This window comes from Sphaerobacter thermophilus DSM 20745, assembly GCF_000024985.1.
In the GTDB taxonomy this organism is placed as follows: domain Bacteria; phylum Chloroflexota; class Chloroflexia; order Thermomicrobiales; family Thermomicrobiaceae; genus Sphaerobacter; species Sphaerobacter thermophilus.
In genome coordinates, this window is record NC_013523.1 from 116,845 (window position 1) to 143,177 (window position 26,333).

27 protein-coding genes are annotated in these 26,333 nt (G+C 68.6%); 11 read left to right on the forward strand and 16 right to left on the reverse strand.

Going from position 1 to position 26,333, the window contains the following annotated elements; genetic code table 11:
* Window positions 1–177: 177 nt before the first annotated feature.
* On the forward strand, window positions 178–1,182 hold the full coding sequence (locus tag STHE_RS00510; RefSeq protein ID WP_012870592.1) for a WD40/YVTN/BNR-like repeat-containing protein: 1,005 nt from the start codon (window positions 178–180) through the stop codon (window positions 1,180–1,182).
* A 12-nt stretch (window positions 1,183–1,194) separates the two neighbouring features.
* Here STHE_RS00510 and STHE_RS00515 read toward each other — a convergent pair whose 3' ends face one another.
* Together STHE_RS00515 and STHE_RS00520 are read right to left on the reverse strand one after the other, a co-directional pair.
* Complete coding sequence (locus tag STHE_RS00515; protein ID WP_012870593.1) at window positions 1,195–1,674, reverse strand: SRPBCC family protein; 480 nt, start codon at window positions 1,672–1,674, stop codon at window positions 1,195–1,197.
* Complete coding sequence (locus STHE_RS00520) at window positions 1,671–2,414, reverse strand: DUF998 domain-containing protein (RefSeq protein ID WP_012870594.1); 744 nt, start codon at window positions 2,412–2,414, stop codon at window positions 1,671–1,673. The genes STHE_RS00515 and STHE_RS00520 overlap by 4 nt, the downstream gene beginning before the upstream one ends.
* Window positions 2,415–2,628: 214 nt before the next feature.
* Here STHE_RS00520 and STHE_RS00525 point away from each other — a divergent pair, with 214 nt between their 5' ends.
* Window positions 2,629–3,126: a MarR family winged helix-turn-helix transcriptional regulator gene (locus STHE_RS00525; protein ID WP_012870595.1), complete on the forward strand. Its 498-nt coding sequence runs from the start codon at window positions 2,629–2,631 to the stop codon at window positions 3,124–3,126.
* Window positions 3,127–3,152: 26 nt separating this feature from the next.
* Here STHE_RS00525 and STHE_RS00530 read toward each other — a convergent pair whose 3' ends face one another.
* The gene (locus STHE_RS00530; protein WP_012870596.1) at window positions 3,153–4,133 is read right to left on the reverse strand and encodes an amidohydrolase family protein; all 981 of its coding nucleotides are present in this window, start codon (window positions 4,131–4,133) and stop codon (window positions 3,153–3,155) included.
* A gap of 210 nt (window positions 4,134–4,343) precedes the next feature.
* Between STHE_RS00530 and STHE_RS00535 the strand changes: the two genes are divergently transcribed.
* The 6 genes from STHE_RS00535 (at window position 4,344) to STHE_RS00560 (ending at window position 8,567) form a co-directional block, all read left to right on the forward strand.
* On the forward strand, window positions 4,344–5,018 hold the full coding sequence (locus STHE_RS00535; protein ID WP_012870597.1) for a dienelactone hydrolase family protein: 675 nt from the start codon (window positions 4,344–4,346) through the stop codon (window positions 5,016–5,018).
* Window positions 5,019–5,130: 112 nt separating this feature from the next.
* Window positions 5,131–5,622 carry a DinB family protein gene (locus STHE_RS00540; RefSeq protein WP_012870598.1) on the forward strand — a complete coding sequence of 164 codons (492 nt, stop codon included), beginning with the start codon at window positions 5,131–5,133 and terminating at the stop codon, window positions 5,620–5,622.
* A 56-nt stretch (window positions 5,623–5,678) separates the two neighbouring features.
* Entirely contained in the window at window positions 5,679–6,233 is a 555-nt protein-coding gene (locus STHE_RS00545; RefSeq protein WP_012870599.1) for a DinB family protein, read from the forward strand.
* 129 nt (window positions 6,234–6,362) lie between these two features.
* Window positions 6,363–7,523, forward strand: a complete 1,161-nt coding sequence (locus STHE_RS00550) for a thiolase domain-containing protein (protein WP_012870600.1) — start codon at window positions 6,363–6,365, stop codon at window positions 7,521–7,523.
* Window positions 7,523–7,765 (forward strand): Zn-ribbon domain-containing OB-fold protein, encoded by a 243-nt coding sequence (locus tag STHE_RS00555; RefSeq protein WP_012870601.1) that lies wholly within the window; start codon window positions 7,523–7,525, stop codon window positions 7,763–7,765. The genes STHE_RS00550 and STHE_RS00555 overlap by 1 nt, the downstream gene beginning before the upstream one ends.
* A 55-nt stretch (window positions 7,766–7,820) precedes the next feature.
* Complete coding sequence (locus STHE_RS00560) at window positions 7,821–8,567, forward strand: cytochrome c biogenesis CcdA family protein (protein WP_012870602.1); 747 nt, start codon at window positions 7,821–7,823, stop codon at window positions 8,565–8,567.
* Between the two features lie 76 nt (window positions 8,568–8,643).
* Here the strand turns inward: STHE_RS00560 and STHE_RS00565 are convergent, their stop codons facing one another.
* Window positions 8,644–9,699, reverse strand: a complete 1,056-nt coding sequence (locus STHE_RS00565; protein WP_012870603.1) for a dienelactone hydrolase family protein — start codon at window positions 9,697–9,699, stop codon at window positions 8,644–8,646.
* A gap of 338 nt (window positions 9,700–10,037) precedes the next feature.
* On the opposite strand from STHE_RS00565, the gene STHE_RS00570 reads away from it, so the two are divergent.
* Window positions 10,038–10,916, forward strand: coding sequence for a Rieske (2Fe-2S) protein (locus STHE_RS00570; protein ID WP_012870604.1), 879 nt, complete (start codon window positions 10,038–10,040; stop codon window positions 10,914–10,916).
* Window positions 10,917–11,128: 212 nt separating this feature from the next.
* Here the strand turns inward: STHE_RS00570 and STHE_RS00575 are convergent, their stop codons facing one another.
* From STHE_RS00575 to STHE_RS00600, 6 genes are all read right to left on the reverse strand, one after another.
* Entirely contained in the window at window positions 11,129–12,052 is a 924-nt protein-coding gene (locus STHE_RS00575; RefSeq protein ID WP_012870543.1) for an IS982 family transposase, read from the reverse strand.
* A gap of 432 nt (window positions 12,053–12,484) precedes the next feature.
* Entirely contained in the window at window positions 12,485–13,516 is a 1,032-nt protein-coding gene (locus tag STHE_RS00580; protein WP_012870605.1) for a serine/threonine-protein kinase, read from the reverse strand.
* A 128-nt stretch (window positions 13,517–13,644) separates the two neighbouring features.
* The gene (locus tag STHE_RS00585) at window positions 13,645–15,441 is read right to left on the reverse strand and encodes a pilus assembly protein TadG-related protein (protein ID WP_012870606.1); all 1,797 of its coding nucleotides are present in this window, start codon (window positions 15,439–15,441) and stop codon (window positions 13,645–13,647) included.
* 15 nt (window positions 15,442–15,456) lie between these two features.
* The gene (locus STHE_RS00590; protein WP_083775988.1) at window positions 15,457–15,903 is read right to left on the reverse strand and encodes a TadE/TadG family type IV pilus assembly protein; all 447 of its coding nucleotides are present in this window, start codon (window positions 15,901–15,903) and stop codon (window positions 15,457–15,459) included.
* A gap of 2 nt (window positions 15,904–15,905) precedes the next feature.
* The gene (locus tag STHE_RS17620; protein WP_012870608.1) at window positions 15,906–16,337 is read right to left on the reverse strand and encodes a TadE/TadG family type IV pilus assembly protein; all 432 of its coding nucleotides are present in this window, start codon (window positions 16,335–16,337) and stop codon (window positions 15,906–15,908) included.
* 155 nt (window positions 16,338–16,492) lie between these two features.
* Window positions 16,493–17,002 carry a DNA-3-methyladenine glycosylase I gene (locus tag STHE_RS00600; RefSeq protein ID WP_012870609.1) on the reverse strand — a complete coding sequence of 170 codons (510 nt, stop codon included), beginning with the start codon at window positions 17,000–17,002 and terminating at the stop codon, window positions 16,493–16,495.
* Between the two features lie 107 nt (window positions 17,003–17,109).
* Here STHE_RS00600 and STHE_RS00605 point away from each other — a divergent pair, with 107 nt between their 5' ends.
* On the forward strand, window positions 17,110–17,913 hold the full coding sequence (locus STHE_RS00605; protein ID WP_012870610.1) for a type 1 glutamine amidotransferase family protein: 804 nt from the start codon (window positions 17,110–17,112) through the stop codon (window positions 17,911–17,913).
* 244 nt (window positions 17,914–18,157) lie between these two features.
* On the opposite strand, the gene STHE_RS00610 is transcribed toward STHE_RS00605, so the two are convergent.
* Complete coding sequence (locus tag STHE_RS00610) at window positions 18,158–19,405, reverse strand: MFS transporter (protein ID WP_012870611.1); 1,248 nt, start codon at window positions 19,403–19,405, stop codon at window positions 18,158–18,160.
* 434 nt (window positions 19,406–19,839) lie between these two features.
* Here STHE_RS00610 and STHE_RS00615 point away from each other — a divergent pair, with 434 nt between their 5' ends.
* A complete protein-coding gene (locus tag STHE_RS00615; protein WP_148219855.1) occupies window positions 19,840–20,097 on the forward strand; it encodes a DUF433 domain-containing protein in 258 nt (85 codons plus the stop codon).
* Window positions 20,098–20,254: 157 nt separating this feature from the next.
* On the opposite strand, the gene STHE_RS00620 is transcribed toward STHE_RS00615, so the two are convergent.
* The 5 genes from STHE_RS00620 to STHE_RS00640 form a co-directional block, all read right to left on the reverse strand.
* The gene (locus tag STHE_RS00620) at window positions 20,255–21,277 is read right to left on the reverse strand and encodes a D-cysteine desulfhydrase family protein (RefSeq protein WP_012870613.1); all 1,023 of its coding nucleotides are present in this window, start codon (window positions 21,275–21,277) and stop codon (window positions 20,255–20,257) included.
* Between the two features lie 276 nt (window positions 21,278–21,553).
* Window positions 21,554–22,171 carry a thioredoxin family protein gene (locus STHE_RS00625; RefSeq protein ID WP_012870614.1) on the reverse strand — a complete coding sequence of 206 codons (618 nt, stop codon included), beginning with the start codon at window positions 22,169–22,171 and terminating at the stop codon, window positions 21,554–21,556.
* Window positions 22,172–22,325: 154 nt separating this feature from the next.
* Window positions 22,326–23,297 (reverse strand): DedA family protein, encoded by a 972-nt coding sequence (locus tag STHE_RS00630; protein ID WP_041398673.1) that lies wholly within the window; start codon window positions 23,295–23,297, stop codon window positions 22,326–22,328.
* A 145-nt stretch (window positions 23,298–23,442) separates the two neighbouring features.
* Entirely contained in the window at window positions 23,443–24,648 is a 1,206-nt protein-coding gene (locus STHE_RS00635; RefSeq protein ID WP_012870616.1) for an EAL and HDOD domain-containing protein, read from the reverse strand.
* Between the two features lie 321 nt (window positions 24,649–24,969).
* Complete coding sequence (locus STHE_RS00640; RefSeq protein WP_012870617.1) at window positions 24,970–26,181, reverse strand: M20 family metallopeptidase; 1,212 nt, start codon at window positions 26,179–26,181, stop codon at window positions 24,970–24,972.
* Window positions 26,182–26,333: the final 152 nt, after the last annotated feature.

Below are 26,333 nucleotides of genomic sequence, written 5' to 3' on the forward strand. Positions count from 1 at the left end.
TTCGCTTCCTAGCCCGGCGGCTTGAGCCGCGGGCACGTGCCACGACGTGAGAACCTTGGCACTACCCAGTCGGCTGCCCGCCTCCCGCCTTGACATAGCCCCCGCTCCAGCCCAGACTGCCGGGAAGCGTACCCACAACCGGGCCGCGGTTCGCGGCCGAGCAGAGGAGTGTCGGTGATGCCTACTCTCTTTGCCACGACCGGCGACGACGTGATCCGCCTGACATCGAGTGACGGTGACCGCTGGGAGGCGAGGACCGTCCTGTCCGGGGTCGGTGCCATGTGCCTCGCGATGGACCCCCATGATCCGCGCCGCCTCTACGTCGGGACCTTCGACCAGGGGCTTTTCCGCACCCGCGACGGGGGCGAGCACTGGGAGCCGGCCGCGGCGCTACCCCACCCGCGCGTGCTCTCCGTGGCCATCAGCCCGTCCGACCGGCACGACGGCCTCTCCGTCGTCCTCGCCGGGACCGAGCCGAGCGCGCTCTTCCGCAGCGAGGATGACGGCGAGACCTGGCAGGAGATGCCCGCGCTCCGGGATCTCCCCAGCGCGCCGACCTGGTCCTTCCCGCCTCGTCCCTGGACCTCGCACGTGCGCTGGATCGCGCCGTCCTGGTCTGACCCAGACCTGCTCTTCGCCGGGATCGAGCTGGGCGGTGTGATGCGCACCACCGACGGTGGCCGGACCTGGGAGGACCGCAAGCCCGGCTCCTACCACGACGCGCACGCCATCCTGACGCACCCGACGGCGCCGGAGCGGGTCTACGAGGCGGCCGGCGGCGGCGTGGCCTACAGCGATGACGCGGGTGTGACCTGGCGTCCGGTGGACGAGGGGATGGACCGCCACTACGTTTGGGGGCTGGCGGTCGACCCGGCCGATCCCGACCTCTGGTACGTCTCGGCGACCTTCAGCGCCCGCCACGCCCACGACCGGCGCGGGAACGCGGAGGCGTTCATCTACCGGCGGCGCGGTGACGGACCCTGGGAGGCGCTCGACGGCGGGCTGCCGAACCCGCTCTCGGTCATGCCCTATGCTCTGCTCGCCCCACTTGACCGCCCCGGCGAGGTCTATGCCGGGATGCAGGACGGGCAGATCTACCACAGCGCGGACCGGGGCGATTCCTGGCGGCGGCTCGACGTGTCGCTCTCGGCTCTGCTCGCACTCGTCGCCGCGCCGGAGTAGGCCGCGGTCGGCTTACGAGGCCGTGGGATACGCGGCGGAGCCGAGGACAGCGCCCATCGCCTGGAGCAGCCGGGCGAGGCGCTCCCGCATGTCTCGGTCGAACCGCCACTGCCACAGTGGGACGAGCCGGCCCACCGGGCCACGCGCGATGTTCTCGACGCGGTACACGATCTGGCTGCCCCGCTCATGCGGCTCGACCGTGTAGATGCCCCGGTACCAGAAATGGCCCTGGACGGCGACGCGCCGATGTTGCCGGTCGACGTCCACCTCCACGCTCGTCACCGGCGGCTTGCCGACTGTTGCGGTGAAGTGCCGAGGCCCGCCGGAGATGACGATCTCCCCGTACGCGGCCAGGCCCTCGGTGGCGAGCACGATCCCGTTGTGGTCGCTGGCCGGGCCTGCCTGGATTGCGCAGAGGACGTCCGCGACGGCCTCCACCGGCGCTTCCACGATCCCGCTCACGATCCACCGTGCCTGACGTTGTCCGTTCATTGCAGCCAGCCTTTCCCTCGCATGAGCCGTACGGCGAGCAGCAGAATCCAGGCAAGGCCACTGAAGAGGGATACGCGCTGGAGCAGGCCGCTCGGCGCCGGGGAGAGGATTTCGTTCTGGTCCAGGGCGGTTGTTACGCCGGTGGCGATGAAGAACACCGCCACCACGATCGCGGTGACCAGCGAGTAGCGTGCCCAGCCCGCCCAGCGGGGATCACCAGCGACGCTCCGTCCCAGAACGAGGCAGGCTGCGCTCAACGAGCCGAAGAGGACGAGCCCGGCGACCGAGTGGACCAGACCCTGCAGGGTGTAGGTCGGCTCGCTCCCTGGCGGGTAGCCGAGGCCGGGATCGGTCACCACGATGCCCGCGAGGATGAGGCTCAGCCCGAAGACGGCGATGAGCCGCGGTAGCCAGCGCGAGCCCGGTCCGGCGTGGAGCACCCGCCCCAGTCCGCGGGCGAAGCCGAGCGTGAGGAGTCCGAAGGCAATCAACGCGGTGATATTCAACCAACCCTGGGAGCCCAGGCTGAGCTGGCTGATGGCGTGGCGCCACGGACTGTAGCCCGTGCGGGTGGCACCCTCGATCAGCACGGTGAGCACGAACAGGGGTGGGCCGACGACAACGCACGCCAGCAGGTACCACGTCGATCCCCGCAAGGAGCGCCGCGCCTGGTCGCCGGTGAGCACCCGTGTGGGTGGCGTCTCCACGGCCCCGACACGGGGTTTGAGCTTGCTTCCCATCACCGCTTCTCCTCTTACACCACCTGCGGGTGATCCCTCGTTCTCGTGGCATCCTTTGCTTCGGACGGGCCCGGCTCCGCTCGGGATGACATCGGCGCACGCGTCTCTCTGCATCTGGTATCACCCGCCGGGCGGTCTGGTATCGTACTGCTCGGACATATGGCTGCGCAAGAAAGTATCTGCACTGTGCAGAGATTAGCAGGAGAGTGCGGTGATGTCAAGTGGTGGCGACGAGCGTGCTCGGCTGGCCAATGTGCTCGACCGGGAGTTGGGCACGATCGGCACGCAGGCGGTGCTTCTCAGCCAGGTGGTCGCCGACCGGCTGGGGCTGCATGCGCGGGATGTTGAAGTGCTGGACATCCTCAGCCGTGGCGGAGCGCGCACGGCCGGCGAGCTGGCAGAACTCAGCGGCCTGACGACCGGGGCGCTCACCCGCCTGATCGACCGGCTGGAGCGAGCCGGCTACGTCCGGCGCGAGCCGAACCCACGCGACCGGCGCAGCGTGCTCGTCGTCCCGATCGGCGAGCGGCTGGCACGCGACATGGACCCGCTCTACGCTCCTCTTGAGCGGGACCTGACCGAACTGTATGCACGCTACAGCGAGGAGGAACTCTCGCTCCTCGCGGACTTCTTCGGACGCGTCAACGCCGCCGTCCGTGAGCACATCGCCCGGCTGCGAGCAACGGCGCCTGACGGATCGACCGACGGGTAACGCCCCCAGTGGCGGCGTGGGGCGGGCTAGGCCGAGACGCCGAACAGCTCGGCCGCGGTGTGCCCGAGCACCCCGTCGTGCGTTGTGGCCGGCAGTGCCTGCTGGATGCTGGCAATTGCTCCGCCGACATCGCCGATGACGTGCGGGTAGTCGGAGCCGAAAACGATTCGGTCCGGGCCTACCGTCTCCAGCGCACAGCGCAGCGCCGGCGCATGGAACGAGACGGTGTCGAGGTAGAGGCGGCGGATGTATTCGGTCGGCGGGTGGGGGATCCCCTGGCAGTCCGAGTAGGAGCGCCAGCCGATGTCGAGTCGCCCTGCGAGGTAGGGCACCGCCGCCCCGAGGTGCCCGACGAGCACCTTGACGCGCGGGTAGCGCTCGAAGAACCCCGAGAAGATGAGGCGCGAGACCGCCAGGGTGGTGTCGAACATGAACCCGACCAGCGGGGCCAGCGCGTACGGGTTCATGACCTCGATCCCGGCCGGAACCATCGGGTGGATGAAGAGCGTCGTGGCCCGGCGGTCGGCCTCGGCGTAGAAGGCGTCGAAGGCGGGGTCGTCGATCGGGCGGCCGTCGATGTTCGAGCCGATGATTGCCCCCACCATGCCCAGATCGTCGAGGCAGCGGACGAACTCGCGGACTGCTGCGTCGGGGTCGGCGGTCAGCGGCACACTGGCGAGCGCCCGGAAACGCGTCGGGTAGCTCCGCACGATGTCGGCGAGATAGTCGTTGCAGCGCCGTGCCAGATCGACCGCCGCCTGGCCCTGCAGGAAGTAGACCTGCGGCGTCGTGACCGACAGGATCTGCATGTCGATCCCAGCCTCGTCCATCTCCGCCACCCGTTGCTCCGGGTGGTGCATCTGCGGGGTGATGGTCAGAAAGCGGGACCCGCGCTCGCGGACCACGATGCGTCCCTCCGCGTCGCGGACCGACTCGTAGCGACCGGAGGCGAGCAGCGCGTCGAGGTATTCCGGGGGCTGCGCGTGGGCATGAGCGTCGATGCGCACGGGGATTCCTCCTCCTCACGCATGGCTGCGGAACCGCGGTTTGTCCGGTGGCGCCAGCATAACGCGGATTGCCCGGTTGCGCACGGGGTTGCAGCGATCGTCGGGTCAGGTAACGCTGACCCACGATCGCCACGTCTGACCCCCTTGCCAAATTCCACCGCCTCCGCTATGCTGGGAGAACACCTGTTCGATGTACGTACGGAGGCGGATATGGGCGAGTGGCTAAACAACGGGCCAGGGGGCAATCGTACGTATCTCGCGGTGCCGCCCTCCGGCACGGGCCCCGGTGTGCTGGTGCTGCATGCCTGGTGGGGCCTGACACCGAGTTTCGCCGATGCCTGCGATCGGCTGGCTGCGAACGGCTTCGTTGCGCTGGCGCCGAGCCTGTATCCCGATGGCGCGACGACCGCGTCCATTGGCGAGGCGGAGGCGCTGGCGGGGGCGCTCTTTGATGCGCTCGAGGAGACGGATGCGGTCGTGCTCGCCGCGGCGGAGGGCCTGCAGCAGTTGCCGGCGACGACCGGTGATCAGATGGGTGTCATCGGCTTCTCATCGGGCGGCTTCTGGGCGCTGCGCCTTTCGCAGGCCCGGCCCGACGCCGTCAGCGCCGTCGTGACGGTCTACAGCACCGGCGAGGCCGATTTCCGTCAGGCCCGCGCTGCCTACCTCGGGCACTTCGCGGAGCGGGACGACTTCGAGCCACCGGAGGCCGTTCAAGCGCTCGAGGGGGCGATCCGTTCCGCGGGCCGTGAGGTGACCTTCCACGTCTACCCCGGAACAGGCCACTGGTTCGCCGAGCCCGACCGGCCGGATGCGTACGACGCCGACGCGGCCGCCCTGGTCTGGGAGCGCACGCTGGCCTTCCTGAAGGCGCGGCTCGCGTGAGCGCGCCGTCCGGTGATCCGCGTTGCTGGCCCCCGGATGAGTGCCGTGATGGTGCTCCAACGGCCGCCTGCCCTCTGGCGTGCAGGCAAACACGCAAGAAGGAGGACACGCGATGGATCTGATCGACCGGCTGTTGGAGCACGACCACTGGGCGACGACACAGGTCCTGGAGACGTGCCGCGGCCTGACGGACGCGCAACTCGACCAGGAGTTCGATATCGGGCACCGAACACTCCGGAACACGCTCGAGCACATGATCTTCAACATCGAGGCCTGGGGTGCCATGATGGCCGGGCAGCGCCCCAACATGGACCGGAGTGACCGCTCCCTGGACGGGCTCATCGCGCGCCACGAGCGAGCCCACGCGGCGTTCGCAGCCGTCGCCCGCCAGGCACGCGACGAGGGGCGCCTGGACGACACCTACCGCGATCACTTCGGGCTGTCCACGACGCTCGGCGGCACGATCCTCCACGTTCCCTACCACAATGTGGAGCACCGCGGCGAAGCGCTGCATATCCTCCAGCGCCTCGGGGTGCCGGACCTGCCCGAAATCGACCCCCTGCTCTGGGAACACGAGACACAGCACGACGGGGCTCCCCGCTGAGGCCGGGACGCGCTTCCGGCACCACGCAAGCAGACAAGCAGAAAGGTGGTACGCCAGTGGCCGAAACGAAAGAGCAACGCAGTCCAAAACCTCCGGTCGCGGGCGACGAGGCCGCCATGCTCCTGGGCTACCTGGAGCGCCAGCGGGCGACCTTCGCCTGGAAGGTCGAAGGACTGGACGCGGCAGGACTGCGGGCGACGCTCGGCCCGTCTCCGATGACCCTGGGCGGGATGCTGAAGCACATGGCGCGCTTCGAAGACGGCATGTCTTCCGTGTGGCTCTATGGGCGGCCGCCGAGCCCGCCGTGGGATAAGGTGGACTGGAAGGCCGAGCACGACTGGGACTGGCGCAGCGCCGCTGAGGATTCCCCCGAAGAGCTCTATGCCCTCTGGCGGGACGCCGTGGCCCGTTCCCGGGAGTTATTCGCGGCGGCGTTGGCCGAAGGGGGTCTGGAGCGGCCGGGGATCGGGGTCACCAACGAGCATGGTGAGCATCCGAGCCTGCGCTTCATCCTGCTCAACCTGATCGAGGAGTACGCGCGGCACAACGGCCATGCCGACCTGATCCGAGAGTCGATCGACGGGCGCGTCGGGCACGACCCGCCGGGTTGACGGCAGCGCCCCATCCCGGTGCGGCTCGTCCTACCGGCCGCCACGCCCACCTCCCTCTGTCCAATGTGCGATACTTGGTTCTAGCTTCGGCGCTGGACCGGCGCGCGAATGCGCAGAGGGGGGTATGCCATGCGTGAGGTCGTGATTGTCGGCGCGGCCGAGACGAAGTTCGGAAAGTCGGAGTTGAGCTACCGCGAGCTGGCCGCTCAGGCAGGCCGCGAAGCGATGGCGGACGCAGGTGCGTCCCCGGAGCAGATCGAAGCGTTCTTCCTGGGGACCTTCTCGCCGGGAACCTTCATCCGCCAGGAGCACGCCGCGCCCTTGATCGCCAGCGAGCTGGGGCTGCAGAACGTCCCGAGCACGCGCACGGAGAACGCCTGCGCCTCGGGCTCGACCGCGTTCCTCAACGCCATCTTCGCGATCGCCGCCGGGGCGGCAGACGTGGTCCTGGTGGTCGGCGCTGAGAAGATGACGGCGACCCCGACCTCCGAAGTGACCTCGATCCTGGCCGAGGCGGCCGACTGGGAGCAGGAGAGCAAGGTCGGGCTTACCTTCCCCGGTGCCTACGCGCTCATGGCCCGCGCCTACTTCGACCGCTACGGCAAGACCCGCGACATTCTGGACGCGGTGGCGATCAAGAACCACCGCAACGCCATGGGGAACCCCTACGCGCAGTTCCACAAGGAGATCGGCCCGGAGGACATCGCCCGCTCAGCGATGGTCGCGGACCCGCTGACGCTCTACGACTGCTCGCCGATCTCCGACGGCGCCGCCGCGCTCGTGCTGGCTGCTGCAGACGTGGCCGGGCAGTTCCGCCGCCCGGGCGTGCGCGTGCTCGGGTTCGGCCAGGCGTCGGACTCGCTCGCGCTGCACCATCACGCCGACCTCACCACGCTCCCGGCCGCACGCAAGGCGGCCGAACGGGCCTATCGGATGGCCGGCGTCTCCCCGGAGGACATCAGCCTCGCCGAGGTTCACGACTGCTTTACCATCGCCGAGATCATCGCCACCGAGGATCTGGGCTTCTTCAAGCCGGGCGAGGGTGGCGACGCGGCCAAAGCGGGCGCGACCGCGCGCGACGGGCGCATCCCCGTCAACCCAAGCGGCGGGCTGAAGGCCAAGGGGCACCCGGTCGGCGCGACCGGTGTGAGCCAGATCGCCGAGGCGACGTTCCAGCTTCGTGGCGAGGCCGGAGATCGGCAGGTGGATGGCGCTGAGCTGGCGCTGACGCACAACGTCGGCGGTTCGGGCGCGACCTGCGTGGTGACCATTCTGGGGAGGCCGGAGTAATGGTGCAGGCAGGGACGGCGGCGGGTACGACGGGCCGCATCGTGAGCTACACGGTTATCTATGTTCCGACGCCGGAGTTCGCGGATGAGGCGCCCTACGCGCTGGCGATCATCGAGACGCCGGACGGTAACCGGTTGCTGGCCCGGATTGCGGACGCCGTCGACAGCGACGGCCTGCGCATCGGCGCCGCGGTGGCGCACGACCACGACGACGAGCGGGGCCCGGTCTTCCGGCTGGCGTGAGCAGGGGCGCCGGTGCCCTGCCGGCGCTCCCGATCCAGGGTGACGGAGGAGGTCGTTGACGCAGTTCCAAGAGATGGCGGTCGTCTGGTTGTCGGGGTTGGCCTCGATGCTGCCGCTCGGCTATGCCTTCGGTGCCGGGATGCTCGCAGCGGTCAACCCGTGTGGCTTCGCCATGCTTCCGGCCTACCTCTCACTCTACCTCGGCGTCGATGACGGACCTGCCGCGCAGCCGAACGTGCTGCGCCGCCTGGGCCGGGCGGTCCTGGTGGGGGGCACCGTCTCGTCCGGCTTCGTCCTCCTCTTCGCCGCGGTGGGGTTGATCATCTCCGCCGGAGGCTACGCGCTCGTCAACGCCATGCCCTGGCTGGGAGCGCTCATGGGCGTCGTGATGATCGTGCTGGGCTTCCTGCTCCTCCTGGGCCGGACCGTCTCTCCCGCGACGTTCGAGCGGATCGCGGCCTCGCTGTCAACCTCGCCCCAGCGCTCGATCCGTGGGTTCTTCCTCTTCGGCCTGGCCTACGGTATCGCCTCGCTCGGCTGCACCCTGCCGGTGTTCCTGGTGGCAGTTGGCGGCGCCCTGACCGGTGCCGGGCCGGTGCAGGGGTTGACGCGGTTCATCCTCTACTCCCTCGGGATGGCCACCATTATCGTCAGCCTCACGGTGACCCTCAGCCTGTTCAAGGCGGGGCTGGTCGGGCTGCTGCGTCGGGCCATGCCCTACGTCCACTCGGCCGCGGCGGTGCTCGTCCTCCTGGCCGGGTTCTGGATCGTCTTCTACTGGTCCGACCAACTGTTCGGGTAAGGGATTGGTTTCCCTCACCCCCTGACTCCGTGACCCCCTCTCCCACGAGGGGAGAGGGGAGGATTGATTTGCTTCGCTACCCCCGCACGTATTGCTCGAACCAGGCGAGGGTGTCGTTCCAGGCTGCCTCTGCCTGCTCCGGGTTCCAGCGCGGCCCGGTGTCGTTGTGGAAGGCGTGCTGCGTGTCCGGGTAGACCTTGATCTCGTAGGTCACGCCGGCCGCTTGCAGCGCCTGCTCGAGTTCGTCGCGCCCGTTGTTGGCGAAGTCGTTCGGGTCGGACGAATACACCCCGAGGACCGCCGCCTGGATGTTCGGCACCTGATCCAGCGGTGGCGGCGGGCCGTAGAAGGGCACGGCCGCGCTCAGGTCGGCGATCTGCGTCGCCGCACGCCAGGTGATCCCGCCGCCGAAGCAGTACCCGGTCATCCCCACGCGCGTGGTGTCGGCAAGATCGGGCTGCTGTGCAAAGTAGTCGATCGCGGCCTGGAAATCGGCGACGTAGATCGCCGGGTCGGTATTGGACAGGATGCCCGGGATCTGCGACGGATCCGAGATGTTGGCGGTTCCGCCCTCTCGGCTCAGCAGGTCGGGGGCACAAGCGAGGTAGCCCTCCTTGGCGAAGCGGCGGGTGACGTCGCGGATGTGCTCCACGAGTCCCCGGTTCTCGTGGCAGATCAGGATGAGTGGGAGCGGCCCGGATGCGTCGCTCGGCCGCGCCTGGTACGCCATCACCGTGGCATCCCCTCTCGGGAAGGACACGTCCTCCGCCTGGACCGACGGGTCGTCCTCCGGCACCGAGAGCGGGCTGCGGCCGATCGGGGTTCCGCTTGGCGTTGCTCCCGGGCTGGCTGCCGGGCTTGCCTCAGGACTTGCCCCTGGGCTGGCGGCGGCCGTAGGGGAGGCGGCGCCGGTCGGGCTGGCCCCCGGCGAGGTCGGCACCAGCGTCGACACCTCGGTCGCGACCTCCTCCGCCGAGCCGGGGCCACAGCCGAGCGCAACCAGGATCGACGCCGTGGAGGCGACACCGCCGGTGATGTGCAGCACCCGCCGGATGAGGTCCCGGCGAGACAGATAGCCGTCCTTGTAGTCCTCGACGAACTCGTGGATGAGGTAGCGCTGGAAGTCGTTCACGTCGAGTCTCCTCTCCTCGGATCGGCTACGGCACGGGCATGCGGCCCGGCCTCACAGCGGGGTGTCGGATGGACCGTTGCGCTTTCACGTCGTGTGCCACCGCGCGGGGGTCGGCCCGTCGCTGCGTTCGGCGGCCGTGCGCGGCATACGTTGTGCGACATCCGGAAAGCACCAGACCCGTTCCGTGTTGCGTATTGCGTGTTCCGTATTGTGATGGCCCCAGGATTGCTTCCTGCGGAATGGTTGCAATTTCGCATCACGCAGCAGGCAGTGCGACTTCGGGGGCACACGTCGCGCAACCCGCAGATCGCAGCAGGCAGCAAGAGGAGGTCTCCACCATGGTCATGGACCGTACGATCACCGTGATGGGGCGGCAGGAGTGGCTCAAGCCGATCGACAGCGCGCTGCAGCGGGCGATCTCCGGGGCGTTCCAGGCTGCTGGGCCGGTCGGGATGCGGATCAAGGACATCCTGAACGGCGTGTGGCTGGGCCATCCGCTGCACCCGGCGCTGTCCGACGTGCCGATCGGCTCGTGGACGGCGGCCGCCGTGCTGGACGTGCTGGAGGCCACCACCGGGCGCAAGGAACTGGGCACCGGAGCTGATGCCGCGATCGGCGTCGGGCTTGCCGCTGCGGTCCCCGCTGCTCTGACGGGCTTGGCCGATTGGCAGTACCTGGTGGGGCGGCCGCGCCGGACGGGTCTGGTGCACGGGCTGCTCAACATCGGGGCGACCGCGCTCTACACGACCTCGCTGCTGCTCCGGCGCAACGGCGCCCGCAGCGCAGGCGTCGTCACCGCCTCGATGGGTTACAGCATGGTGCTCTTCACCGCGTACCTCGGGGGCGATCTCGTCTACCGCGACCGGGTGCCCGTCAACCACGCGAGCACCGAGGGCATGCCCCGTCGCTTCACGCCGGTCATGGCCGAGGCAGACCTCCCGGAGGGGCAGCTCACAAGAGTCGACGCGCAGGGCACGCCGGTCGTGCTCCTACGGCGCGGCGAGCGGATCTACGCCCTGGCCGCGACGTGCAGCCACTTGGGCGGCCCGCTCCACGAGGGCGAGCTGCACGACGACAACACGGTGACCTGCCCCTGGCACGGATCGACCTTCGCGTTCGAGAACGGCCACATCATCCACGGCCCGGCGACGATAGAGCAGCCGGTGTTCGAGACGCGGGTCAAGGACGGCCAGATCGAGGTACGCCTAGCCCGGTAATGTTGTCTGGCGGGTTCATGCGATGTGGTGTGGTGAGGGGCGGTGTGAGGATCCTCGCCTGGTGGCGCGTGCCCGGGGCTGAAGCCGCCGGGCTGACCACGAAAGCCGGCTGAAGCCGGCTGGGGGACGAGGACTCACATCTCGGCGTTGGGTGCTCACTACCCGGCCTGTGCCCGGGGCTAAAACGCTTGGTGTGAGTTAGGGCGCCGTGGCTACCAGGTGATCAGGTTCGCCACGGCCAGCAGCGGCCGCCCCTGCTGCCGATTCAGCCAGCAACAGAGGTTGTGCAGCGCCACCTTGGCCGCCAGTCGCGCCTGGAAGCCCGCCAGGGTGTGCGGGCGCTCCCGCTCGAGGCCGAAGGTGTGCAGCAGTCGTCCAACGACCGTCTCCACGATCTGGCGATGGCGGGCCACCCAGCGGCGGACCGCCTTGGGCCAGCGCCGCCGACTGCCCCGCTGCGGGGTGGCCACCAGCGTCACGCCATAGGTGGCCGCCAGGTGCGCCTTGTAGTCCTCGCCGGCAAAGCCACTGTCGGCCAGATAGGTCGCCACCGGCGTGCCGACACTGGGCAGGCGGGGATCGGGGTGGGCCCGACAGGCAATCAGGGTCTCGGCGAGGGACCGCTCATTGGTGCTGGCCGGGGCCACGCCCCAGCCGGTGATCGCCCCCTCCAGGCTGACGGCGGTCAGCACGCGGAAGCCGGCAAACCAGCCCAGGCGCAAGCTGAAGCCGATGTTGGCCTCGCCGGCCAGCCAGCCCCGCCCGCGGCGCTTGGCGTTGCGCACCGGAGCCGGCGCCACATCGAGCACATCCACCGCCACTGGCCCCCGGCCAAGTTGGTCTGCCAGGTAGAGGGCGAACTGGGCCAGGGCGACCTGATGCCGCCGCAGCAGCCGGTTGTATTGGCTGCGGTGGGGCAGGGTCGGGAAGTAGGGGCGCAGGTGGCGCTCGGCGTAGCGGTAGAAGTCCTGCTCACTGGAGAACCTCATCCACTGCCCGAAGATGGCCAGGGTCAAGACCTCGCTGCGGCTCAGGGCCGGCGCGGGGCCGGGGCGGTGGGGCTCCGGGGGCAGGTGGGTCTGGCAGAAGGTGTCGACCAGGACATAGACTGTAATCAGGAAGGTGTCCACATCCATCGGGTGCTCCTTTCGTGGGAGACGGATACGAGCTATCTCCCGTATGGAAGTGGGCACCTTCCTGTGTCAAGAGGGCACAGCATGCCCCGGCTAACTCACACCAAGCGTTAAAGCCGCCGGGCTGATATGGGGTAAGCCCACTGAAGGGGCTACGATGGCCACTCCCCGGCGAATCCGATCCGGCCTCTCACCGGACGCTGCGTCCCCAGCCCCTTCAGTGGGCTTCGCTTTGTCAGCCCGGTGGCGTTCGCCCCGGGCACAGGCCACGGCGTGGGGATCCTTGCAGCACCCGGCCGGCTCACTGCTCTCAGCCGGCTTCAGCCGGCTTTCGTGGTCAGCCCGGCGGCTTCAGCCCCGGGCACGCGCCACACCACGGGGACCCTTCAAATCACCCACCCCGAACACCGACCACGCTGCCAGACCCGCCCGGCCTCACGGGCCGGCTCCGACGACGCCGCGCTGGATGAGTACCAGCAAGAGGAGCACGATGACGATGGCGGCGGCCAGTCCCGCCCAGCCGCCGATGGTGCTGGCGACGCGGTCGAACCCCTCGCTGAGGCGTTCGACGCTGCGCATCGCGCTGGCCAGTTCGGCGTCCAGGTCTTCCAGCCAGCGAGACGGGGCGCGACGGAGTTGCGGCGCTGGGCGGTGGACGACGGGGCGCTGATCGGTGTCCTCGATTGGTGCCAGGGGAAGTGCCGCCTGCTCGATGGCGCGGGCCATGGCTGCAGCCGAGCGGAACCGCGCGGCCGGGTCGCTGGCCAGCGCGCGGCGCACGACCGCGGCAAGGTCCGGCGGAACGGCCGGTCCCAGGTCATCGTCCGCGTCGCGCGGCAGGCGGCCGGTCAGCATCTCGAAGAGGACCACCCCGACGGCGTAGAGGTCCGTCTCCGGGCCGACCGTTTCGCCCGCGCGCTGCTCGGGCGCCATGTACGCGGGGGTGCCCAGCGCCTGATCTCCCCGGAACAGGTAGGGCTCACCCAGGCGGCAGGCGGCGCCGAAGTCCACGATCTTGGCGGTCGGACCCGTCCCGCCGATCATGATGTTTCCCGGCTTGATGTCGAGCAGGAGGACGCCGCGGCGGTGGATCTCGGCCAGACCGGCGAGCACCTGCCGGGCGATCGTGGCCGCCTCGTGCGGCGGCAGGGGGCCGCGGCGGTCGAGGACCCGGCGCAGGGTCTGGCCCTCCACCCACTCCATCGCCATGAAGGGCCGACCGTCGTGGCGGCCGTGACCGAGCACGCGGACTACGTTGGGGTGGTCGACATTGCCGCCGAGCTGCGCTTCACGTTCGAAGCGGGCCACCAGTTCCGGGTCGGCGGCGTGCTCCCGGTTGAGGATCTTCACCGCGACGCGCCGCTCGCCCCGCTCGGTGGCGAGCCATACGGTGCCGAAGCCGCCGCTGCCCACCACGCGGACTAAGCGGAACCGTCCGGCCAGGATGGATGCCGGTGCCTCTACCACGGCGCGTACGCTCCTCTCCCGCCGTCCGGCCCAAGTATAGCTGGGACGGTCGAGGAGGATTGTGCGCATCGTGTTCGGGCGACCGGCGACGGCCTGGCGGGGTGACGGCGAGCCGCGCCGGCTCGCCGTCATTCGATGAGGAAAACTGCAGGGATGGATGTGTCCACGTACTGCTGGTACTCGAGGCCGAGCCGTGTGCTGCCGCCCGTCTGCATCGAGTTGACGATGATCTGCCCGCGCAGCACCTTGCCGTTGCTCGCACCGCCCATGGTGAGCTTCGCCGAGGGCAGGTAGACGGTTCCTTCACTCAGCATCGAGGTCGTGCCGTTCCACTGGAACGTCTCGGTGTTGTCGGGGTGGGCGTACATGAAGACGCCCGGATGGTAGCCAGGGTAGATGCTCGTCGTCGGCGCGGTGAACGCGAAGGCCGCGCTGCCCGACGTGTGGAGGTAGCACCCCGGGCCGAAGAAGAGGAAGATATTCCGCCCGCCGATCCAGGTGCTGCCTGAGTTCTCCAGCTTGCACGTGTCCCTCGGGGGATTACCGCCGAAGTAGTACTCCCCGCTGGGGAGGTTGAAGTGGGTGCTGCCGCTCGTGAGCAGGCTTGAGCCGTCGTAGAAATACATCTTGACGTAGACATCGCCGTTCAGCCTGATTGTCGAGCTTCCCGAGAAACTGAGGTTTGCACCGTTGCGGAACCAGAACTCGTAGTGACCCGGGTTGAAGGTCAGGTGCGAGCTGCCACTGAAGACCATGCCATGACCCCCATCGAAGATGTAGGTGCCGGGGTTGAGGGTGACGCTGTTGCTGCCGCCGGGAAGGATCCCGCTTCCCGCGCCGCTGAAGTAGAAGGTGCCGCCGCCGAGCACGTTGCCGTTGGCGCTGCCGCCGATGCTGAGGCGTGCACCGTTGAGGAACGCGTAGTTTCCCCGCTCCATCCGGAAATCTGGCGTGCTGCCGCCGACGCTGATCCCAGGGCCGCCGTTGAACGTGTAGTTCCCGCCCCGCAGCACGATCGGCCCGTTATTGCCGCCACCGATGGAGATCCCGGCTCCGTTGTTGAACCGGTAGTTTCCGTGCGCGAACTCGAGCGTGTTCCCGCTCTGCACGTTCTGGATGGTGAGGCAGTTCCCGCCGCCGCCGGAGTAGGTGCCCGCCGGGACGGTGTAGATGTTCACACCCCACGGCTGCGGGTACTCCATGCACTGCTGGGGGCTCCCGCCGACGTTCGGTACCGGGTTGTTCGGGAACGGTGGCATCGTCGGCGGCTGGATCTTGTCCTTGAGCGGGTCCGGCACCTCCGGCGCGTAGGGGTTCGTCCCCATACCGCCTTCAATCCTGCTGGCCCCCGACTCCCTGAAGCCATCATTCGCGTTCACCTGCTGGTCGGCGATGATCGAGGTCGAGCCGGACGTCTCAATCGTGTAGTTCGACATCACGCTGCCGCCGGTGACTTCGATCCCGGTGTTGCCGCTGGTCTTGATCCCGCCGCTCGACGGGTTGAGGGCCAGCAGTGCGGCGTCGAAGGGCACCGGCTCCAGTGACGCCGCTGCGCGCGCACCCACCTTCCAGTCACCTGGATAGACCAGGCCGACGAAGAACTTGGGAACCTCGGCGTTCACGGTGACGCGCACCTGCTTCATGTCCGGGCTGAAGGTGATCTCCGGGGTGGCGTCGTAGCCGTTCTCCTCGACGTAGTAGGCCGCGATCTGCTCGAGTGTCGCGGTATTGGTCACGCCGGAGTGGACCGCGTGGGCCACCGCCAGCGCGGCGGCGTCGGCGGCGTTCTGCACGCCCCGGCGCTGGGACAGCAGGTAACCGACATCGACTGCTGCGGCCAGAAAGGCGATCAGGAGCACCGTGGCGGCGGCGAAGATCACCAGGATCTGCCCTCGGTGTGCGGTGTGTTGGCACGTGGTCGGCATCGGCTCCCCCCTCACTCAGTAGTGCACGATCATGGTGGAGCTGGCGCGGAGCGTCAGTGTGGGGGCGGGAAGGATGAACCCGACGAGCGGCCGATACGGGTATGACACCACCACCGTGACCCGGTGCTTGGGTTGGAGGTCGCCGTCCGGCCGGTCGACGGTGACGGACAGTGCATCGGGATTGCTTAGGGTGGTCTTCGTCAGGATGGCCGCCTTGACTGCGTCCGGGTCAATCGTGTAGGCGGCGATCTCGGCCGGGTCCCTCAGCCCCTGCGACATAGTGCCGTGCACGGATGCGTAGCGTGCTCCCTCTCGGGCAGCGGAGGTCACCTGATGGTGGGTGAAGAGCAGCCAGCCCATCTCGATGATGCCGAAGATGAAGGTGAAAAAGACCAGGGAGGAGATTGCAAACTCGACCATCCCCTGCCCGGCGCGGTGCTGTCGCCTCCTCTGCCACCACATCGTCAGTACCCCGGCAGGACTCGCATCTGCACGACGCGGGACATCGTGAAGCTCCGGAAGGGCGGAAAAGCGAACAGGGGGCGGAACTCATAGCGCGCCTCGACGCGGATGTACTGAAACGGCGTGTTGGAGGGGTCCCGAAACACCTCGTTTCCCACCTCCGCGATGATGGTCGGGGTCACGCCGAATATGGCGTTATCCGCCTCCTGGAGCGCGGCGTCCCGGATGCCGGCAAGGTCCTGGGCGTTGGCCGGGCTCATCGAGCCGTAGTGCGCGCCCTCACGGGCGACGTTGCCCAGCGTGATGTAGGCCGACAGCGCGCGTGCGAAGTCCGCCGCGCCGAGCAGCATCACACACAGGAGCGGCAGGATGAGCGCGAGTTCGACCAGGGATTGGCCGCGGTGGTGAGGGCAACGGTGACGCGGATCCCGCATGTACTCCCTCCCAGACGCGCCATGAGCCTGGCGCTCTCCCGTAAACCATCATATGGAAGGGATTTTTGCGGGAGCTACACTCAGAAGTACCAACGAGCGAGGGCCATCGGTCGATCAAGAAGCGACTCGCGTACCACCCGCACCATCGCGCCGGGTCACCCGGCGCGCCAGCACTCCGGGTCGTGGACGGGAGGGATCTTCCCAATCGCTTCCAGGAAACTGACGCAGGTGGTCCGGCCGAAGAAGGCGAGACGTGGGCGGAGGGCGGTGTGGATGGCGTCGGGATCGGCCGGCTGGCCGGCGAGCCAGGCGACGAAGGACCCCGCCTCCTCCTGCAGCGCCAGGAGCGCGCGGGCGTTGTGCACCGTCGCCTCGATCTTGGTACGGTGCCGCACGATGCTCGTATCCAGGAGCAGGCGGTCTACGTCGTCCGGAGTGAATGCTGCGACCGCAGGGATGCTGAAGCGAGCGAACGCGCGGCGGAACCCTTCCCGCTTGTATAGCACGGTACGCCAGGAGAGCCCGGCCTGGAAGATCTCCAGCGTCAGCGCCTCGAAGTGCGCGTCATCGTCTCCCGGCGGGACGCCCCACTCCAGGTCGTGGTAGCGCGCCAGCAGGCTGTCCCCCGCGGCCCAGCCGCAGCGCACCCGTCCATCCGGCCACATGGCATCTCCCTTGTCCTCCGTAATCCGGTCGCCGCGCGCATATAGTATCGTAGACGTATCGTCCGGGGTCCGACCAACTCGGAAATCTCACCCAGGAGGCGCAGTCGATGCCCCACGGCCCGATCGTCCTCTTCGGCTCCGGCGAGACGTCGAAGCATGGCCGCCAGGTCCACGCGCACCTTTTCGAGCGTCTGGAAATCCCCGTTCGCGTCGCCATCGTCGAGACCCCTGCCGGGTTCCAGCCGAACGTCGCGAATGTCACCGCCAAGCTTCGCGCCTTCTTCCGCCACAACCTGAGCGGGTTCCGGCCTGAGGTGCGCATCGTCGCTGCCCGCCATAAGGGCGGTGTCTACGACCCGGACGCGCCGGATATCGTGGCGCCGCTGGAGTGGGCCGCGTACATCTTCGCCGGACCGGGTAGCCCGACATACGCCGTGCGACACCTCGCGGGCACCCGCACGCTGGCGCTGATGCAGCGCCGCGCGGCCGAGGGGGCGATTCTCTCCTTCGCCAGCGCCGCAGCCATCGCGGCCGGGCGCTACGCGTTGCCGGTGTACGAGATCTACAAAGCAGGTGAGGACCTGCACTGGGTGCCGGGGCTAGACCTCTTCGGCCACCTTGGGTTGGACCTGACCGTAGTGCCGCACTGGAACAACGCTGAAGGCGGCCGTGACCTGGACACAAGCCACTGCTTCATGGGTGCCGAGCGTTTCCGTTACCTGCGCCGCCTGCTGCCCCCGGAGACGACCATCCTGGCGATCGACGAGCACACGGCCTGCGTCCTTGATCCCGCGACCGAGCGGGTCGAGGTGCTCGGCGCGGGCCACGTCCGTGTGATCCGCGGCCCACGTGAGGAGCGCTTCGCCTCCGGCGAGTCGTTTCCCTTTACCCTCCTCCGCGCGCCGGAGTGACCGCTCCGCCGTGCGGCAGCCTCGCCGTGACACGACATGCGCAGGTACCCGCCCCGTGATGTGTGCCCGGGGCTAGAGCGGCCGGGCTGCATAGGGGGTAAGCCCACTGAAGGGGCTGCGATGGCCACGTCCGGGCGGAGCCGAACCGGCATCCCGCCGCGGCCAGCGTCCCCAGCCGCTCGCAAACGGCTCCCCTCTCCCAACTTTGGGAGAGGGGTTGGGGGGTGAGGGCTGCGGTTACTCGCTACGTCCCGGCGCGGACGTCGCGCGCTGCGGCGCGGCGGGCGTAGGTCTCGGGGGCGAAGCGAGCGAAGCTGAGGCCGCAGGCGGCAAGGAGGAAGCCGGTGCCGTAGAGCGAAGCGTTGGTGCCGAACAGGTCGGCCGTCCAGCCGAGCAGTGCCGGCCCGACCACATAACCGGCGTCAGCCAGCATGCGGAACGCGCCCATCGCTGCGGCGTTCATCCCCGCTGGGGCCACGTCGGCGGCGTAGGCTGCGGGCGCAGCGCCGCTCACGCCGCTTGCCAGTGCCCAGACGCTGCTGCTCACCAGATACCAGGCAAAGTCCGACGACACCGAGAAGAGCGCAAGCGCCGCGGCGCTGAGCAGCGTCGCCGGGACGATCACGACCTTCCGACCGAAGCGATCCACCAGCATGCCCGACGGGTACGCCATCACCAGTCCGACGATGCTGACCAGCGACAAGCCGACGCCGATCTGCGTCTCCGACAGGCCCATGCGCGTTTGCGCCAGCGTGGGAACCAGGTTGAAGAGCGCGCCGGTGCGGGCGAAGGCGTTGCCGAAACCCACAAGGCTCACCAGCAGGAAGGCAGGCGTGGTCCCCAGGAGGCGGACCTGCTGGGCGAAGGGCGGGCGAGCCGCGCTGCCCGCTACCGCACCCGACCGCAGGGACTTCGTCTCCGGCACGCGCGCCAGGGCCAGCAGCGCCACGGCTCCGCCGACCACGGCGTAGGCGTAGAAGGGGAAGTCGAGCCCGCCGTACTCAGCCAGCATCCCGCCTGGGAGTGGACCGACTCCGACGGCGAAGAGGAACACCGACTGGTAGATCGCCATGGTGCGACCGCGTGTCTCCGGGGTGGTGACATCGGCCAGGATGATCTGCCCGCCGGTGAGGACCATGGCTGCGCCCGCCCCGGCGATGAAGCGCGCGGCCAGGAACAAGGCGTAGGTCGGCGCCAGCGCGCAGAGCAGGTTGCCGGCAACGGTGACGGCGCCGCCGAGCGCCAGTGTCCAGCGTCGTCCCGGTCCATCCGCGATCCGCCCGGCCGGCACCGCGGCCAGGAAGCGCGCCAGCCCATAGACCGCGATCGTCAGCCCGATCAGTCCGTGGGACACGCCGAACGACTCGGCATAGAGGGGCACCACCGGCACGATACTGCCGAAGCCGAGTTGATTGACCGCGATGACCGCACAGACCCAGACCAGGATGCGGTTCCGCCGGTACCATGTCCCCAGGTCCGAGACGCGGCGCATGCTTTTCCCTTCGCTCCCCACGCGGAGCGTGTCTCGCTCGATCCGGCTACCCAGCGGGATAGACGGGCACCCCGCCCGCGCGGCTACGATACCATAGCTCGCTCCCGACGATACCTGGGGTGGGACGCGATCGTTGGCGGTTATCAGTCCAAGGCTGATAGAAGCGACCGGGGGCGGATCTGGCGCCAACTCGTGGCTCTTCGCTTCGCCGCCGGGCTTCACGGCTCGGCGGGTTGGGCGTATCCTAGGCGGGCCCGCGTCGATGTGGACGTGGACGCCGGGCAGGGCTTGACGTAAACTTCGCCGCTGGCGGCGCCACAGGGCGCCGCGACGCATGTGACGGGGCGGGTAGGGAAGAAACGAAGGGCAGAAGCGTGGAGTGGGGCTACGGAGAAGCCACGGGTAATAGCGCTCATTCCGTCGACATCAGCGTCATGCAGACGCTGATCGCGCGGCACATCGACCCGGAGACAACGGCCTTCGGTCCGGAGTACGCACGGCTGCGGGACTCGGGTCTGGCCGTCTGGCGGCTGGTCGCCAGTATGGACCCCTCGGGGGACAGCATAGCGGACCTGGCGGAGGACTACGAGGTGCCGGAGGAGTCGGTCCTGGCCGCGCTCTACTTCTACTGGCAGCACCGCGACGCGATCGACGCTCGTATCTCGCGGGTGCACCTCCCGCCCGCGATCTAGCGTCATGCGTCATACGTCATGCGTCCCCCTCACCCCCAACCCCTCTCGGACGGAGCCCACCAGGGGAGAGGGGCGGAACACGCATCACGCAACGCGTTCCACCTTCCCCCTCTCCTAAGGTTGGGAGAGGGGGGCAGGGGGTGAGGGCCGTCCCCCCTCACTCCAACAGCCGCGTGCCGTGGGCGAAGATCGCCGGGACGCCACCGGTGTGGAGGAAGACGACGGTCTCGTCGGGCTTGATGATGCCCCGCCGCACGTGGTCGATCAGCCCCGCCATCGCCTTGCCGGTGTAGGACGGGTCCAGGAAGATCGCCTCGGTCTGCGCGAGCAGCCGGATGGCTTCCAGGCACTCCGGCGTGGGGATGCCGTAACCCTCGCCGATGTACCCCTCGTCCGTGATCAGATCTGCCTCGGTGACCGGAGATGCGATGCCGAGCATCGCCGCGGCTTCGGTGGCGTTCTGGAGGGCGCGCGCGTCCTTGTCCGCCCCGCCGCCACTGACGGCGATGCCGTACACCTGATAGGGCGCGCTGTAGATCTTGGCGCCTAGCACCAGACCTGCCTGGGTCCCGCGTGATCCACTGGCGTAGTAGAGCCGGGTCGGGGCTTCCCCGGCCGCGGCCAGTTGGCCCACCAGCTCCAGCGTGCCCGCGACGTAGCCCAGCGCGCCGACGGGGCTGGAGCCGCCGACGGGGATCACGTAGGGCCGCTCACCGCGCGATTCCAGATCGGCCGCGACCCGCGCGATCGTCTCATCCACGGCGGCGTCGACCGCGAGCGCCTTGTCCGGCGGGGCCGGGACGAGATGCACCTCGGCCTGCAGCAGGTGGTCGAGGAGGAGGTTGCCCTGGATCGGCGGGTCCTCCACGCCGGTGGTCAGCACCAGGCTGCAGTGTAGCCCGGCCAGCCGTGCCGCGGCGGCGGTCATCCGCGCGTGGTTCGACTGCACCGCGCCGGTGGTGATCAGCGCCGTCGCCCCCTGGCGCAGGGCGTCGGCGATCAGGAACTCCAGCTTCCGCGCCTTGTTGCCGCCGAGGGCGAGGCCGGTCAGGTCGTCGCGCTTGATGAGAATGCGTGGGCAGCGCTCGGGTCCGCCCAGAGCCTCGCGGAGCCGGTGGGCCTCGTGCAACGGCGTGGGAAGCGTCGCCAACGGAAACCGCGGTATCGTCCCGATCGACATCGTCTCCCATCCCTTTCTGGTGGGCGGCGGCCGTGCGGCGTGCTGCGGCCCAAGCCACCTGTCCCCCGTGTCATCCCGCCTGGCGTCGGCAAGATGCCGATGCTCCTTGTACCATGCCGCCCGGCTCCGCGCGAGCCATGGAACCGCATCCGCGGCCCCCAGGTCGCACAGACCCGGGCGGCGCCGATCAGGATGATGTGGGCGACGTCGCAAGTGGTTCCCGGTGTGGCCGGCTCAGGGGCGGGATGTCAGGGCAGCGCCAGCGCGCTGCCGGTGCTACTCGCCTGCCGCTTCGGCGCGGGCGCCGCCCTCGACGATGGCGCGCAGCTCGTCCAGGAACAGGCGGTTCCACTGATCCATGGTCTCCCAGCGCCAGCGGGCGCTGTTCGCACGCACCGCCTTGCGCGTCTCCTCGGGCATGTTCTCGTAGCTGCGGTTGATGCCGGGCAGGTCCGGATTCTCGCTGGCGAAGCGCCGTGACTCGCGTGCCATTGCCTCGGTCATCGCAGCAGGCCGCTCGATGAAGTGCCCCAGCTCGTTCCAGTCGGCATCGTAGAGGACGAAGACGGGAATCGAACGGTACTTGCCCTGGTTGAGGTACTGGTCCATCAGGTCCAGGTTCTCGTCGCGGAGGAAGATCCGCAGATCGATCGAGGGGATCTCACGGGAAAGCGCGACGACTACCGGGAGGAAGTGGATCACATCGGTGCACCAGTCCTCGGCGATCGCGACGATCGAGAGTGGGCGCGCCCCGAATGCCCGGCGATCGTCATCGGTGATGATGGCGGCTGCCGCGGCGATGTTGGCCTCGTAGCGTTCCTGGTTCTGGGTCATCCTGGCCTGGAACTCGTCGGCCGTGAGGCCCTGGGCGAACCGCTCTCGCGAAACCGGCATAGCTCTTGAACCCTTTCACTGCGTACGACTGTGGCCACCGATAACCATACCCCGAAAGCGCTGCAGGGCAACGCTTCGCTTCCCGCGAACGGCGCATCGGGGCTTACCTATTGGTAACGATGAAGAGAGCCGGGATATTCCGTGCCCTGGTGGTCTACAGCACCGGGTAGTGGATGTGCATACCGAACATGATCGCGCCGACGGCGAGCACGAGCGATGCCCAGAGTACGGTGGTGGCAAGCTCGGCGGTGACGGGTCGGACGAAGGGGGCGTGTACCTCGCGCCGGCGCAGAGTGGCCATCAGGTCGCTCAGCGCGACGTTGAGCAGCGCGGCGGCGAAACCCGCGAGCAGGAGTACCCACGGCGTCAGCAGCGGCCGGCCGATGGCGGCCATCCCGGCGCTGAGCGCCGCGCCGTGCAGGGCGATGGTGCGGACGAGGAACACTGCTGCTACCCCTGCGATCACCACGCTCAGAACCATCCGCCCGCGCTGCAGCCGCACCCAGGTGCTGTGACCCCGGCGGATCCACCACACCAGCGCGATCGTTGCGCTGAGTGCCGGCATCGACGCGAAGGCCCAGGTCGAGACCTTGGAGTACTCGGTCACGAGCCGGTGGACGTCGGATCGGAAGAGGTAGCCGAGCGCGATCGGGGTACCGCTCCAGATCGCGCCGCCAGGGATCCCGCCGATGAGGAAATCACGGGGGCGGAAGCGCAGCAGTCCCGACCCGATCGAGACGTACATCCGCACCAGTGGCAGTGAGCGGCCGATGGCGACGACACCCACGTCGCGACCGCCCAGCCGTTGCCGCCAGCGGGAGACAGTCTCTTCGCCGCGCCGGCCGAAGCGGCGCAGGATGCGGTCGAGCAGCCGGACCCCGCCGGTGCGGGCGACGAAGTAGAGTGTGGCGCCACCGAGCACGTCGGCCGCGGTGACCAGCAGGACGGCGAAGATCAGTTCCGGCACGCTGTGCACCGCGAGCGCCCCGGCGAGGAGCAAACCGACCTCGATTGGCACCCCGGTCGGCATGCCAAGCTCGCCCAGGAAGACGATGAGCGCCATGATCACGATGCCGTAGGTGAGAATCAGTTCTTCGATGGTTGTGCTCCTGCTCGCTCCGGTCACGCATGGGGCGCGCAGCCGACACCCGTGGTAGTTTGAAGCATAACGCATCCGGCGCCGGGGCGACAGTCGCGCCGCTCCTGCTTGTGTCTAACGCGAGAATCGGGCCGCGTGCAATGACCGTCCGGACAGGTGGGGAGGGACACGGTCAGGAGGTGAGGGCGGCGCGCATGTCGTGGGCCCAGGCGATGGCGTCGAGGTAGGCTGCCGCGAGGACGTGGGGCTCAACGCCCGGCAGGTCGATGGCGTCCCACTCGGCGCGTTCGTACGCCAGGACCGCTTGCAGGGTCGCTCCCAGCGGCCCGGTGCCCTCCAGCAGCGCCTGCTCCAACTCATCCGAGAGCGGCAGCCGCTCCAGCACTTCGGCCATCGGGGCGTCGAGCAGCGCGTCGAGCACTGAGAAGAGCCCGGCGGTGAAGTACATGTCCTTGTTGGGGACGCGCTGCGCGCGAGCCAGCATCTCGCACATGCGCCCGCGCACCATTGCCGTGGTCATCAACTCGGTCGGCTTGTCCTCCACGCTCGCCATCGCGATCAATGTCACCCAGGTGGCGACGAGCCGGGTACCGAGGAGGATGAGCGCCTGGCGGATCGACTCGACCTTCGTCGGGCGGGCGTAGAATGCCGAGTTGATCAGCCGCAGCACCTTGTAGCTGAGCGAGACGTCTTGCGCGATCAGGGCCTCCAGCTCGGAGAAGTCGGTTTCCGGGTCTTGCAACTTGGCCAGCAGTAGCAAGACCGCGAGCCGGTTGCCCGGTATCCGGCGCTCGCGGACGAGGTCCGGCTTGCAGAAGAAGTAGCCCTGGTAGTAGTCGAACCCGAGTTCGCGGCAGAACGCCAGGTCGTCGTGCGTCTCGACTTTCTCCGCCAGGAGGCGCACGTTGTATCCCCGCAGGCGCCGCACGTTGGCCTCAACCCCGGGCCGTCCGAGTGCCTGGAGATCCAGCTTGACGATGGTCGCCGTCTCAACCAGCGGTCGGAGGCTGTCACGGAAGTCGAAGTCGTCGAGCGCCACGGTGTACCCGGCTTCGCGCAGCCCGCGAACAGCCCCCACCAGATCGTCGTCCGCTGGCGCGCTCTCCAGAATCTCCAGCACGACCCGGTCGGGTGGGAGGGCCGTGGGGTAGCCGCCGAGGACGAAGTTGTGCGTCAGGTTGATGAAGGCGTGGGCGTCGCCAACCAGGCGGTCGAGGCCGATCTCGACCAGGGCGTTGAGCACCACGTCGGAGGTGGCGCGCTCGCCATCGACGATGGTCGCCTGGCCGGGCTCGGCCGAGCGGAAGAGCAGCTCATAGCCGAACACGCGGAGATCGCGGTCGTAGATCGGTTGCCGACCGATGAGGACCTCTGTCATGTCGCCTCGACCTTCTCCACCTCTCACCAGTCGCCGCGAATGTACGCGATGGCTCCGGCGATTAGGAAGGATGCTCCTCCAGATCCCATCCTATGCCGCGGGCTAACAACGGGGCAATATCGGAGAGAGCGTACACCCAGAGATCAGGACCGATGGGTGGGGTCGATCATGTAGGGGAGGAGCGTCTGCGCGTGGTTGGCCGCGGAGAGCGCGTTCCCAGGGAACGGCGGCGTCGGCGGAGGTTTGCCCGGCCCCGTGGGAGTCAGGGGCCGGGCGGAACGATGATGCGTCCGAGCGGCGGGAATACCGCCGGTCAGTGAACTACTGGGCGGCGAGCTTGTCCCAGTTGCGATGCTCCTCCTTGGCCGCGGCCAGCAGCTCGGGCTCCAGGAAGAGATCGAGCGCGGTCAGCGCCATGGCCTTGGAGACCTTGATCAACTGCTCGTACCCGAACTCGGACCCGGAGGCATCTACCACCTGCTGGGAGTGGCCCGGGATCGGCTCTTTGCTGATGGCGAAGCTGCCGGTGACGGCGGGCATCAGGTAGCTGATGTTGCCGAAGTCGGTGGAGTACATGCCGCGGCCGGGATCGCGCGGGCTGATCTCCATGCCCACGGCCTCCATGTTCTCCCGGTAGCGCTTGCCGATCACGTAGCTGGGGCGCATGTCGTAGCAGATCTCGTGCTCGGTGATCTTCACCTCGGTGCCGGTCATCAGTGCGGCGCCCTCGGCGATCTTCTTCACCTTGTCGAGCAGTTCCTCCAGGTAGGCGCGCGAGGCGGCGCGGACGTAGAACTTGGCAGCGGCGTACTTGGGGACCACGTTCGCGGCGTCGCCGCCGTGGGTGATGATCCCGTGGATGCGGGACTCCATGTGGATGTGCTGGCGCAGGGCGTCGATGCCGGTGAAGAGCTTGATCACGCCGTTCAGAGCATTGGCGCCGTTGTAGGGGTCGGCCGCGGCGTGGGCGGGCTTGCCGAAGTACTCGAAGTCGACATGGGCGACCGCGAGGCAGGTGCCCTCCGGCCACTCGACCGGCGCGTCGGTGCGGTCGCCGCCGTGGTGGACCATGAGGGAGGCGTCGACATCGTTGAAGATGCCGGCCTCGGCCAGGCGGACCTTCCCGGCCCCGCCCTCTTCGGCCGGGGTGCCAATCACCTCGAAGATCCCGTTGAGGTGGTCCATGACGGCGCCGAGGCCGATAGCAGCCGCCAGCCCCGAGGCCGCGATCAGGTTGTGGCCGCAGCCGTGGCCGATGCCGGGCAGCGCGTCGTACTCGGCCAGGACGGCGATGACGGGCCCGTCGCCCCGGCCGTGGCGCGCCGCGACGAAGGCGGTTTCCAGGCCGCCCGCGGGCTTCTCCACCTCGTAGCCGAACTCCCGGATGCTGGAGGCGAGTAGGGCGGATGCCTTGTACTCCTGATAGCCGATCTCCGGGTTCACCCGGATCGTCTCGGCGACCTCCAGGATCCGGTCGCGGTGCTGATCGATGGCCTCGATCACCTTCCGGCGCAGTTCTTCACGGTCCGCCATGACGTCCCTCCGTCCGCCTGGGGGCGGTTTGGCGCCTGTCCCGCCCCCTCTCGGTTGTTTCCGCTCGGGGGAAAATAGCACTACTAATAGGGGGTGCCAAGAGGGCCGATCCGGGCATGGAACATGCGTATGAATCAGTAGGGCCGGCGCAT